The sequence below is a fragment of the Pseudomonas sp. 21LCFQ010 genome (genome assembly GCF_024129905.1).
Lineage (GTDB): Bacteria > Pseudomonadota > Gammaproteobacteria > Pseudomonadales > Pseudomonadaceae > Aquipseudomonas.
Genome location: NZ_JAMYDZ010000017.1, coordinates 23,791 through 36,422 on the forward strand (window position 1 = coordinate 23,791; position 12,632 = coordinate 36,422).

Here is a 12,632-nt window from a genome sequence, read left to right on the forward strand (position 1 = left end):
AGCCATGCACCTGATCATCTGCAATGAACGTCTGCTGTTCCGTTTTGGTGTCGACCGCGTGCTGCTATTGCTGGCCCAGGGCCTGAAAGCGGCCGGCTGGCGCATCACCTTCGTTGCCCACCGGGCCAACCACGATGTGCTCAGCCGCATCACCGACGACATCATCACCCCGCCTGAGCACAACGGTCCTTACACCGAACTCGACCACGTCACCGCGCAATGGCTGAGCGACAACCGCCGCCGCCTGACCGGTACTGAAACCAATGGCCGCGACGTCGGCCCGCAACACACCGTGGCACTGATCGGCGGCTGGCCGTTCTACGCCTCCATCGCCGTGTTCCGCCAGTGGGGCATTCCTACCGTGGCCCTGGACTGCGGCGGCGTGCCTTACGAAGACATGACCGGCCCGGCGCGTCTGGTTCAAGAACGCCTGCGCGCGCAGCGCCGTGAATACCTGCCAGAAGCCCGCGTGGTCACACCGATCAGCCACTTTGTGTCACGCACCCAGAGCCTGCCCGATGCCGGCCCCGACGTAGACATCGCGATGATCCACCTCGGCGCCGACCATCTGGCCGGTGGCGTTGATCAAAGCCTGTGGCAACACGGTAACCAGACCGTCAGCAGCATCAGCGGCGACGCCCACGACGGCCCGACCATCGTCAACCTGGGCCGCTGGGAAACCGGCAACTACAAAAACAGCGAAGGCCTTTACCCGATTGCCCGGCAGATCCTTGCCGTGCACCCCAAGGCGCGCTTTCTGGTACTGGCCACCGGCGACGAACTACAACTGCCCGACGACCTCAAGGCGCACATCCTGCCGCTTGGTCACCCCAGCGACGCCGAACTGGCCGACCTGATGGCCAACGCCGATCTGGGCATCAGCGTCTCACGCTGGGAAGGCTTCAACCTGCCGCTGGCTGAAATGCAGCAACTGCGCAAACCGGTGTTGGTGCTCGACATCGGCGCTCACCCGGAAGTCGCCGCGGCGCCGGAACAACGCTGCCGCGACGAACAGGAAATTGCCAGCAAAGCGCTGCGCGTGCTGGCCGGTGAACTGCTGACCGGCCCGGAGTGGGACGCGCACCTCGACACCTTCCTGCGTACCTTCACCTGGCAACGCACCATCGCCGCCTACGCTGAGCTGTTTGCCAGCCTGGGGCCGGTGTCTGATCTGCCGACCCCGCCGCTGGTCATCGACACCAGCGCCTGCCTGCGTGACACTGCCAACACCGGTGTGGCCCGTGTGGTGCGCAGCCTGGCGCGCAAACTGCAAAACTTTGGCAAACCGCTGTTCGTGACCTGGGACGAAAGCCTGCAAGCCTACGTACTGCCCAACGAACACGAATACAGCCTGCTTGGCGCCTACGGCGGCCCCCATTCCAACCCCGAGCACTACGTACTGCCGCGCTCCAGCGCCACCCAGCGCCAGGTGCTCGGCAAAAGCCGCGCCCTGCAAGGCGGCTGGTTGCTGCAAAGCGAAATCGTCTTTGAACGCCAAGGCCCGGCCCGCCGTGCAGCGGCCCGCGAGCTGGGCCTGCAAGTGGCGGCGATCTTCTACGACGCCATCCCGGTCACCCACCCTGAGTGGGTGGCTGACACCAGCATCCGTGACAACCACGCCGCCTACATGCGCGGCCTGGCCGAGTGCGACCGCGTGCTGCCGATCTCTCCGGATGCCGGCACCCAGCTGCAGGCCTTCTGGCAGCGGGAAAACATCACTCCGCATGCCCAGGTGCGTACCTGCTGGATTCCTGGCGAACTGACCGCTTCGCCGCGTGCCACCGTCGCGGCCGGCGCGCCCAAGGCCGGCGAGCCGCTGCGCATTCTCTGCGTCTCGACCCTTGAACCACGCAAAAACCACAAAGTGCTGCTGGCCGCCGTCGCGCACCTGGCCGCAGAACATCCGGACCTCGACTGGCAACTCGACCTGATCGGCAACCGCTATGCCGGTGCCGACCACATCGTCGAGGCCGTGCGTGAAGCCAGTGGCAAAGACCCGCGCATCACCTGGCACGGCGTGGTCAACGACGAGATCCTCAACGACTACTACGCCAAGGCCCATGTCAGTGTTTATGCCTCGCTGGTCGAAGGCTATGGCATGCCGATCGTCGAAAGCCTGTGGCACGCCCGGCCATGCATCTGCCACAACGGTGGCGTGATGGCCGAACTGGCCGCCGAGGGAGGATGCCGCACCGTCGACATGACCGCCCCGGCTGCCCTGGCCAACATGATCCACCAACTGGCTAGCCAGCCTGCGCTGTACCAGCAACTGGCCAACGAAGCCGTGGTGCGGCCAATCCTCACCTGGCGCAGCTACGCCCGTGACCTGCTGCGCCAACTGGCCAGCCACCAACCGCGCCGGGTGCAAAACAGCCTGCCGCGCCAGTGGCAACACCTGCTCATCGACCCGGCTGTGCCACTGGTCGACGACCCGGCACAACTGGCCCTGGCCGCACTGTTCAATCGCCAGCCGGCGCAATGCGCGCTGCTGATCGGTGACTTCGCCCCCTGGCTCACCAGCCTTGTTGGCCATCACCTCAAGCAGGCCTGGCACCTGACCGAAGGCGACAACAGCGGCCGCCTGCAACGCGAAGGCCGCCTGAGCCGCCTCGATGCGCCCGTGACTGACAGCCTGCCGCTGCTGCTCAACGAACTGAGCGACAACGACATCAACACCGACCTGATCATTCTCGGCGCTGACCACAGCGACAGCCTCGACGTACAACGCCTGCTCGCCACCTACATCACCGGGCAAGACACCGAAGGCCTTCTATTAATAGAAGGAGAGGGCGCTGCCCTGACCGCACTCGCCCTGGGGCTGGGCAATGAACCAAGCATCGACCTGCCCGGTCTGAGCGGCTACCGCTACCCGCACACAGTAATAAAGGAATAAAACGGCCTAGGGCTTGATCGACACACCCGTAGGAGCGGCTTTAGCCGCGAACAGCATCAACGCTTTCGGGGCCAAAGCGGATCACCGCCCAGCCCCTCCTACAAGGTGATACTGATCAGTCAAAAGATTGTGGGGGCTGGCCAGCCGGGATGCCGGACCACCCACTGCAGCATGACCCTGGTAGGAGCGGCTTCAGCCGCGAACCGCATCAACCGCTTCGGGGCTAAAGCCCCTCCTACGGATCCGGGCCCATGCGCAATGTCACTGTGTAATACCGTTGTACAAGCAACCTGTGAACCGCCGCGAACCCGCCAGGCCCCCACACCCAAGAGACATAGCCTTAAATGAAAGTCCTGGTCATCTCGAACTTCTTCCCGCCCCACGTCATCGGTGGTGCTGAAATCATCGCCCACCACCACGCCGTGGCCCTGGCCCAGCGTGGCCACGAAGTCCGCGTCCTGGCCGGCGACAACAGCGCCGACCTGCCCGGCTACCCGGTCAACCACGATGAAGTCGATGGCCTGCCCGTCACCCGCATCAGCCTCAGCCGCCTGGACTTCGCCGCCACCGGCAACAACGTTGCCCACCCCAAGGTCGAACGCATCTTTCTCGACCTCATCGAGCAATGGCAACCCGACGTCCTGCATGCCCACCACATCGTCGGCCTGTCACTGGGCATCCTGCAACTGGCCCGCGCCCGCGGCATCCGCGTGGCCCTGACTCTGCACGACCACTGGGGCTTTTGCATCAACAGCACGCGCATCACCCGTCATAAACAGCTGTGCCAGGACAGCACCCAGTGCGCCAGCTGCATCCATGAAATCCATATCGACGAAACCCTGGTCCCGCAACGCCTGCGCCAGGACTACATGCGCTGGCAGCTCGACGCCGTTGACCACTTCATTTCGCCCAGCCACTACCTGGCCAACCAGTACATCGCCAACGGCATCAATGCCGAACGCATGCACGTGATCGCCAACGGCATCGAGCTGAGCCGCTTCAAACACGTCAAACCCGCTGCCCCTGAAAAACGCCTGAAGATCCTCTTCACCGGCTACATGGGCGACCACAAAGGCGTGCCCACATTGCTCGAAGCCGTGGCCCGTCTGCCCCATGACAAAGTGCACCTGGACATGGTCGGTGATGGTCATCAGCTAGCTAGCTATATAGCTAAGATAGCTAGCATCGCCCCCAACGTGTCTGTGAAGTTCTGGGGCCGCATGCCCAACAGCCGCATTGCAGAGCGTTTCGCCGACGCGCATGTGTTTGTGTTGCCCTCGGTTTGCCCCGAGAACCAACCCGTCACCATCACCGAAGCCATGGCCAGCGGCCTGCCGGTGGTGGCCTCGCGCATTGGTGGGATCAGCGAACTGGTTGCAGAAGGGCACACCGGCTGGCTGGCCGAACCGGGCGACGCCGCCGACCTGGCCGAACGCCTGGGGTACTACATCGAAAACCCCGAGCAGATCGCCGCCCACGGCCAGGCCAGCCGCGAGCGCATTCAGGCATTTGCCTTCGACCTGCAAGTGGACCACCTCGAAGCCTTGCTGGCCGGCCCCGCCACCGAGCGGCCCGAGCCACTGCGGCTGATCGCCTGCCACGGCGCACCCAAGGCCGAAACCTTTGCCGCCGTGCTGAACGAAGTGGCGCCGACCCCCGCCAACCGCCCGCAACCGGCCAGCCAACCGTGCTGCATCCCGGCCACCTGGCTGACCCCGGAGCAGGCCGACCTGCTGTGGGTGGCCGGCCCCATTGCCGGTGACCCTGTCACGGCGCTGAAACACATCGAGGCCTATCGTGCCGCAGGCAAACCTGTTCTGGTGGACGAGCGCAACGTCGCAACGGCCCGCCAGCTAGACGACGCGCTGCTGCTGCGCGGCGCCCAACAGGTTGCGACCGGCATGGGCATCCTGCTGCAACAGATCTAAGCATAGGTCTGCCAGAGCTAAGCCCGGCCTCAAAAACCGGGCGTAAGCCGCTCTTTTGGCTCAGAAAAAAAAACTTTACATCTGGTAGGAAATACTGGCTTAGTAATGGCCGATTAATGCCAAAACAGCATGATCGGCGCTTCATAGGCAGGTTCTATCGCAGGGGGTCAAATTGCTCGATATAAGCTATCAAGTAAAATTTCCTACAAATCTATGCGATTTTTCCTACCGTAACAGCTGAGAAGCACGAATAGCTATGCTAGAGTGCCGCCTAAGGCTGCACGGAGTGCTGGGCAGCTGATGAGGGGACAGTGATGTCCTTTCAGTTTTCAGCTTCTTTTTTATAATGAAACCTGGAGTTTTAAATGGCTGCTGCAACCTATTTCGACCAAGTACAACAACTGTACATCGCCTACTTCGGCCGTCCAGCTGACCCAATTGGCCAAGCCTTCTGGGCTAACACCATCGACCAAGCCAACGGCAGCATCGCTGCAGTTCTGGCTGGCTTCTCGGCTTCCGCTGAGTCGCAAGCTCTGTTCGGCAACAAGTCGACCATCGACAAAGTAACTGCCATCTACCAGAACGCCTTCAACCGCGCTCCTGAGCCTGCTGGTCTGGCTTTCTGGGTTGCTCAGATCGATTCCGGTCGTGTTACTCAAGCTCAAGCTTCGTGGACCATCCAGCAGAACGCTGGTGCTGGCGACGCTGCTGCCGTTCAGAACAAGCTGACCGCTGCTAAAGCGTTCACTGCTCAGATCGACACCACTGCTGAGATCCAGGGCTACCAGGGTACTGGCGCTGCTGACGTAGCTCGCGCTTTCCTGCAGACCGTTAACTCGAACAACGCTACCGCTACTGCTGCTGTAGCTGGCGCTGCTTCTGCTCTGGCTAACGCTGTTGCCAACGGCGGTACTGGTTCGACTTTCAACCTGACCACTGGCGTTGACACCCTGACCGGTACTTCGAACAACGATACTTTCGTTGCTGACAACACTGGTACCAACAAGGTCCTGAGCGCTGCTGACACCATCAATGGTGGTGCTGGCGTTGACACTCTGAAAGTGTTCCTGGCTGCTGGCGACACTAGCTTCGTCAACCCAACTCTGAACAGCGTTGAAAACGTAACTATCAACGGCGGCGCTGTAACTGCTTACACCGCTGCTGCTGGTACTACTGGTCTGACTATCGAAGCTCCTGTTTCGGTTGGCGCTACTTACACTGTTGCTGGCCAAGCCGTAACTCTGAAAGGCTTCACCGGTACTGCTGGTACTACTACCATCGCTTCCGCTGCCGCTGACACTGCTGCCAACGTCACTCTGAATGGCTGGGGCACTGCTGCTGCTGTGCAGACCGTTGCTCTGACTGGTGCCAACGTAGCTACTGCTAACCTGACTGCTACTGGCGCAAACAGCGTTATCGCTCTGAACGGCACCGCCGCTCTGCGTACTCTGAACGTAGCTGGTGACAAAAACGTACAGGTTGCTGTAGACGCTACCGGTTCCGCTGCTCTGACTTCTGTCAATGCTTCGACTGCCACTGGCAACGTTAACGTTGGTCTGGCTTCCGGTGCAGTTCTGGCTGCTGGCTTCACCTTCACTGGCGGCGCTGGCAACGACATCCTGTCCCTGTCTGCCACTGGCCTGACTAACCTGACCGCTGGTTCTCAGCTGGACGGCGGCGCTGGTAACGACACTCTGTTCATCAACAACGCTGGTGCTCTGGTTGCTGCTGACTACGCCAAACTGAACGCTGTTAAGAACTTTGAGTCGCTGGGTCTGGGTTCTGCCCAAACTGTTGACGCTTCTCAGCTGACCTCGTTCAAGTCGTTCACTCTGAACACTGCTGTTGAGACCATCAACAACGTAGGTACTGGTTCGACTGTCGTCTTCGGTGCTAACAACACTAACTCGGTTCTGACCTCTGCTGTTGGCACCAACGCTGTTGAGCTGGTTGCTGGTCAAGCTGGCGCTGCTGGCGTAACTGTAGCTGGTCTGACCCTGACCGGTCTGAACACCATCGGTCTGACCTCTAACGGTACTTCGGCTAACACCGTTGGCCTGAAGAACGTCGACAACAGCTCTGTAACTGTTAAAGGTGCTACCGACCTGACTCTGACTCTGGCTGCTGGTACTGCTACCGGTTCCAAAGTCGACGCTTCGGCTTTCACTGGCAAGCTGACCGTTACTGGTTCGGACTTCGCTGACATCCTGATCGGCGGCGCTGGCGCTGACACTTTCAACGTTGGTAAAGGCGGTGACACCATCACCACCGGCGCTGGCGCTGACGTTGTCAAGTTCACCAGCGTGGACCAGGCTACTGCTGCTAACCTGACCACCGTGACTGACTTCACTGCTGGTACTGACAAGCTGAACATTGCTGGCATCGTTGCTGGTACTCCTGCTGTCACCGCTACTGCTGTGAACGTGTCGACTGCAACCACTCTGGCTCAGGCTCTGGACCTGGCTGCTGCTGCTGATGGCAGCACCAACAGCCAAGTCAAGTTCTTCCAGTTCCAGTCCAACACCTACGTTGTTGTTGACAACACCGCTGGTGCTACCTTCGCTGCAACTGACGCTGTCGTTAAACTGTCGGGTACTGTTAACCTGACCGCTACTGACTTCGTTCTGGCTTAATCTCTTCTGAGAAACGCCCTTGCTTCGCAAGGGCGTTGCCAATAAAAAACCGCTGCCTTTCGGGGCAGCGGTTTTTTTTACCTCATATTTGACCGAACGTTAATAACCATTAAACGTCGTTAGTCAAAGCCCGGCAAAACTGAATGTTTCACTGCCACCACTGGCAGGCACTTCAGCAGTTCTTTTACGTTGCTGCAACAATGCGGCCAGGAACTTGATCTTGCTCATGGACAGCAGTTGCGCGTAAGCCACGGGCAGTGCGTAACACTGACGCAATTCCAGAAAGGCAGCGTCTGGCAGCTGGTTTAGAGCTTTTTCGTTGATCTGATACAGTCCATTGACTGCTATCTGCTCTCCATCCACCTCCACCCCTAGCGGCCATGGGGTCAGCAAGTTGTGTTCGGCCAGCTTCGCACTGATCAGGTTGGTCAGCGGACGGCTGGTATAGAACTGCTGTACTTGTGCAAACGCTTTGGCTGTCGCTTCGGCCACTTCACCTTCTGCTGTAAAAAATGGATAGCCCTGTGGATCATCTGCCTCTGTAATGCAGCTTTCATCCACACACAATGCTTGCTGCCCACTCTCGTTATCCAACAATCGCAGGTCGAAAGGGCTGCTGCGATAGGCGACAGGCATGTACTCGCCAATCCATTGGTGGCTTTCGGAGACCAAAAGGTTTTCGCCGCTGCGAATACCCATCAGCACCACCATGCTGAACTGGTCATCGATCTTGATGAACCCGATAGGCAGCGTTTCTGCGGCCATTGTCACTTCACTGACCAGCAAGGGGGTTACGTTGTCGGCTTTGGCGAAGACCAGGGACGGATGAGGCCGCCAGCGTTTATCGCCAAGGAGAGAGTGACTGACTGGGATATAAGACGGCATTCAAAGGGCTCCAGGGAGAAGTAGATTTTTGCAGTTCATTCAATACGCGTGATAGCGCAGCGGTTTAATACACGAGTGTGGCCAAGTCTAAGCCAGCCGTCACTGCAGAAGGGAGTGTTGAGCGAAGGAGAAAGCTACCCGACTGGTGTCGGGCAGCTCATATTCAGCCGTCGGGTACGCCTCTCAGGCAATACGCAGGGCCTTGAGAATGGGCAGTTTACGTTCTGCGAACGTAGTGGCTTGCAACGTAAGCTCTGCGATATTTTCTTCAGCGGTTTCCAGAGGCTTACCCTCCTTTAACAGGCGCTGTCCCTGGACCGAGAGTGTTTGCCATGCCCACTGTGCCCAGTCGGCTGGCTGCTTCTTGCCCTGACGCAGCGCAATCAGGAAAAGTTGCTGGAAACGTTCGACCACCACACCGCCACCCGTGAGCGGGCTCGCCAAAAGGCTGATTTTGCTTTCGTAAGCAGATTGCTGGCAAAGGTGCTGGTTTAGCAGGTTGCAGCGTGATTGAACCTGTTTCTCGCTTTCTTCGCTATGGCAGGGAGCGACTGCATCCATACCGACCAACACCGTAAGGGCTTGAAGCATTACTTGATAGGTGTGTGTCGGTACGTTTGACAGCAATTGACTTACGGTCTTCGGTGCATAACCTTTGGCAGCCAAAGCCTCCATGATGGGAACATAGATTTCCCCTTGAAGCGTGGCTTCGCCGCTAAGCGTCGAAACTTTAGAGCTGATTTCATCGATCGGCTTAAGTAATACAAAACGCGTTTCAAGCACACGCGAAACTTGCTCTGCTGAGGAGAGCCGTGTCGCACCCTTGGTGAAAATATCTTTTCTGAATTGTTGATTTACAAAATAGTCCCGAATCTGCTCTCGCATGATTGGGTTATCAATTGTGCTCAAGAAGGCTTGCCCCTCCGCACTCAAATTGATGGCGTCCACTGTATCGAAAGGAACAGCACTGCCCGTATAGTCTACTTTCGCTGGAGACAACGCATCTACCACATCAGTAAAGTACATGCAGTTCCATTCACGATTGAAGTATTCATGGGCCACGTAATGGCGATCCTGCCCCATGATTTTTTTCAGCTTTTCGTCAAGACCTGGTATCGACTTAGCGTAAATCGGATTGGCGGCCAGCAATGACTCTGAAAAATTGAGCGCCTTTTCTACTCGTGCCGAGTGGTCACTTGAGTGAGGCATGAACCGATCATGCAAGCTGAATAGCTGACGCAGTGGGGCTGCTGGCGACCAGCCTGGAAAACAGTTATAGCTGTTGTACAGCACGCCTCCCGGCTTCAGATGCCGACGTACAAACTCGACGATTTGCTTGTGATGATCACGACTCACCCATGTCCAGATACCATGCAGGCTGATGCTGTCGAACTGCGGCAGGTCATCCCGGGCCAGCAGCTGTTCGAAGCTGTCGTCATACAGACGCGGGTTCTTATCGTAACTGGCAGCCAAGCTGTTGGCATGAGCAGCCTGTGCTGGATTGAAGTCCGTACCTACATAGCTGCCAGGGTTGGCAGCGGCGTGGATATTGATCGACACGCCTTGGCCGAAGCCCAGCTCGCAGTGCACAGGATTGGTGCTTTCAACTGGAGCGAAGCCACGTAATAACAAGCAGAAACGCTGGAAAACCGGGTTGATTTCCCGGTAATAGCCGTAGGTGTAGCCAACGTCCGTAAAGTAGCCTTCGTTCCAGGTACTGCTCATGAATCATGTCCTTTTGTATCGTGTTGGTAAGGGTTTTTCTTATAGAGGCAGAGGAACTTGCCTACAAGAAAAAAGTCGTTTTCGTGCTTATTTTCCGTTGCTTGGCGTTGCAACAGGTTGATTACGAGCCGCTTCGTAGCCATGTAAGGGAAATCATCCCCTCATTCGACCGGAGCCACCCGTGACCCAAGACGCCGTACAGACCATTGAAGCGTTAGCCCTTCAACGCATGACCACGGAGTTCGACGAGATCCAGGACCGCTTGCGGCTGGTCGGTGAGCTGGCCAATGGCGAGCCGCTGGTGCTGTGGGTGAGCCAGCGCATGATCAAGCGAGTCATCCCGGCGCTGGTGCAGTGGCTTCAGCCTGCTTCTGAGGGTGCTGGGCCGGATTACCACACCGAGGCGGTGCAAAGCTTCGCTCAACAGGCTGCTGTGGCGCAGCTGGCGTCTCAGGGCGCCGCGCCGGTTCAGGTGCCTGACCAGGTGCCGTTGCCTGCCGGTAGCCAGTGGCTGATCGACAGTGTCGACCTGCTGCGTACCCCGGATGTGCTGGGGCTGGTGTTCAAGTGCGGTGAGTTGAAGGCCTCGCTGTTGTTGGCCCAACAGGATCTGCGCCAGTGGCTGGCGATTCTGCATTTGCTGTGTGGCAAGGCCGAATGGACGCTGGATGTATGGCCAGAGTGGATTGCCGAGAGTGCGCCGGGTGAGGTGCGCTGGGTGAATGCTACGGTGCATTGAGGTTTTGACCAGGGCTACTTGAGACGCAGCAAGTGCGGGCATGCTGCTGCAGCATGCTTGTCGTTTGGCTGCTCTCAAGGCTGAGAATGGCTGATGGTGTGCCTGTGGATAAACAAGTGTGTGAGAAGCCGCTTGCCTGCGTTTCAAAACAAGAAAACCGCTCTAGATCGGACGTTTTCAACCATTAAAAAATAGCATGTCGCTTAAATAATGCCATTTCCGTACTTTACACATCAGACAAGCTGAATCCGGTACTTTGCACACGGAATTCCGTACCTTGCACATAGAATTCCGTACCTTGCACATGAAATTCCGTACTTTGCACATTCATCCACAGGCTCATTATTCCCGCAAGGCCACGTCTTTCAAGGGCTGTAGAGTTATCCACAAGCGCTAAATGGTTTTAAATGGTTTTTAAATAAAAATCTAAAAGGTTTCGGCGCCAAAACCGGTTAGCCGCAGGTTGTTTTCAGTGACAAGTGGGATCAACCCACCTGTTCTGCTACGCGGAGGGCTACACAGCGCTGATTCTGCGGTAATTATTTATAAAAATAGAAATATCCTACATGCCTTTAGAATAAAACCTAATTGGCAGTCCAACTTTCCTATCAATAACAAAGCACCTTTCTGATTTTTCTGATTTGCCATCACCCTTACCATTGCAACCCTTCCAGACCCCGCCGAGCGTGTCAGCACGAGACCCACCATGCCGCCCAATTCGCACGCTCGCCGCATCGCGCTGATCCAATCCAGGAGATCGCAAAACCGCACGCCGGAAGAGTCTGCAACCGGAGTGGCAGCAGGCCATGTTGACTCGATGCCAAGTGACACGCCCCCTGACGAGCCTGCGTCAGCCGCTGCCAACCGCAGCCGACGCATATCGAGCACCGCCGAGCCAACAACAAAACGCATCAGATTCTGCCCCGACGTGAAGGTGCGTACCATCATTCCCCAAGGCTATGAAACCAGCATGCGTGACCATCGCATGCTCATGGACTTGATGCTTTATCGTTTGTCCAGAAAGGACACCCAAGCCAGTACGATCATTCATTATCAATTACCCGATGGTCATGTAAGAGTGGCATCCGGTCTCTATGGTATGGCAACGATCTGGGATTATGACCTTGTATTGATAGGGCTGTCCCAACTCTGCGAGTTAATGAATTTATATCGTGCAGGAAAAACGAACTACAAGCCTGACCCCATCATCAAACTTAATATGTGTGATGTATTGCACGTCTGCAAAAAAGGTGATGGCGGAAGTCAACGTACAAAAATAATTGAAGCCCTGCAACGATTGAACAGCACCCATATCAGTGTCAAGCGAACTTATAAAGTTGGCGATGTTTTAAAAACACATAATTTCGGGGAAAATCTTATTTCCTCATACCGGGTTGTCAGCAATCCCAAGAACAGTAAAGTCGAGTCTATCGAGATCGGCATAAACGACTGGATGTACGCTGAAATTACTTCGGCCTGTAACCCCGACGTACTGGTCGTCCATTCGGATTACTTCTCGATCAGCCAGGGAGTGGGGCGTTTCATTTACCGGTTGGCCCGCAAGGCGGCAGGTCAGGACATGGCTGAATGGGGTTTCAAGACCCTCTACGAGCGCAGCGGCAGTCTGGGCACAATCAATGAGTTCTATCGCATATTGAGAAAGCTCATCAAGGCTCAATGCTTGCCTGAGTACACGCTGGAAGAGAAGCCGGGGAAGATGGGGCCGCTGCTGCGTATGACCTATTTCCCCAAAAATGAAGGCGCTCCAGTGGTTGAGGCTCTGCAAGCGTGCGAGTCAGTGTCAGACGCTGGATAGGTTCAAGCTGTGT

General features: G+C 57.3%; 7 protein-coding genes. 5 read left to right on the forward strand and 2 right to left on the reverse strand.

Annotated elements, in window-relative coordinates; all coding sequences use genetic code 11:
• Positions 1-4: 4 nt before the first annotated feature.
• The 3 genes from NJC38_RS18685 (at position 5) to NJC38_RS18695 (ending at position 7,454) form a co-directional block, all read left to right on the forward strand.
• The gene (locus tag NJC38_RS18685; RefSeq protein ID WP_253116438.1) at positions 5-2,893 is read left to right on the forward strand and encodes a glycosyltransferase; all 2,889 of its coding nucleotides are present in this window, start codon (positions 5-7) and stop codon (positions 2,891-2,893) included.
• 344 nt (positions 2,894-3,237) lie between these two features.
• A complete protein-coding gene (locus NJC38_RS18690) occupies positions 3,238-4,821 on the forward strand; it encodes a glycosyltransferase family 4 protein (protein WP_253116440.1) in 1,584 nt (527 codons plus the stop codon).
• A 365-nt stretch (positions 4,822-5,186) separates the two neighbouring features.
• Entirely contained in the window at positions 5,187-7,454 is a 2,268-nt protein-coding gene (locus tag NJC38_RS18695; protein ID WP_253116442.1) for a DUF4214 domain-containing protein, read from the forward strand.
• Between the two features lie 123 nt (positions 7,455-7,577).
• On the opposite strand, the gene NJC38_RS18700 is transcribed toward NJC38_RS18695, so the two are convergent.
• The gene (locus tag NJC38_RS18700; protein WP_253116444.1) at positions 7,578-8,339 is read right to left on the reverse strand and encodes a SapC family protein; all 762 of its coding nucleotides are present in this window, start codon (positions 8,337-8,339) and stop codon (positions 7,578-7,580) included.
• 183 nt (positions 8,340-8,522) lie between these two features.
• Positions 8,523-10,064, reverse strand: coding sequence for a class I SAM-dependent methyltransferase (locus NJC38_RS18705; protein ID WP_253116446.1), 1,542 nt, complete (start codon positions 10,062-10,064; stop codon positions 8,523-8,525).
• 181 nt (positions 10,065-10,245) lie between these two features.
• Here NJC38_RS18705 and NJC38_RS18710 point away from each other — a divergent pair, with 181 nt between their 5' ends.
• Together NJC38_RS18710 and NJC38_RS18715 are read left to right on the forward strand one after the other, a co-directional pair.
• Entirely contained in the window at positions 10,246-10,803 is a 558-nt protein-coding gene (locus tag NJC38_RS18710; protein ID WP_253116447.1) for a hypothetical protein, read from the forward strand.
• A 706-nt stretch (positions 10,804-11,509) separates the two neighbouring features.
• Positions 11,510-12,619: a replication initiator protein A gene (locus NJC38_RS18715; protein WP_253116449.1), complete on the forward strand. Its 1,110-nt coding sequence runs from the start codon at positions 11,510-11,512 to the stop codon at positions 12,617-12,619.
• Positions 12,620-12,632 lie beyond the last annotated feature (13 nt).

What these genes read in the sequence shown, in the direction of transcription:
- NJC38_RS18685 (WP_253116438.1), top strand. Translation starts at nt 5, where the DNA reads ATGCACCTGATCATCTGCAATGAACGTCTGCTGTTCCGTTTTGGTGTC.
- NJC38_RS18690 (WP_253116440.1), top strand. Translation starts at nt 3,238, where the DNA reads ATGAAAGTCCTGGTCATCTCGAACTTCTTCCCGCCCCACGTCATCGGT.
- NJC38_RS18695 (WP_253116442.1), top strand. Translation starts at nt 5,187, where the DNA reads ATGGCTGCTGCAACCTATTTCGACCAAGTACAACAACTGTACATCGCC.
- NJC38_RS18700 (WP_253116444.1), bottom strand. Translation starts at nt 8,339, where the DNA reads ATGCCGTCTTATATCCCAGTCAGTCACTCTCTCCTTGGCGATAAACGC.
- NJC38_RS18705 (WP_253116446.1), bottom strand. Translation starts at nt 10,064, where the DNA reads ATGAGCAGTACCTGGAACGAAGGCTACTTTACGGACGTTGGCTACACC.
- NJC38_RS18715 (WP_253116449.1), top strand. Translation starts at nt 11,510, where the DNA reads ATGCCGCCCAATTCGCACGCTCGCCGCATCGCGCTGATCCAATCCAGG.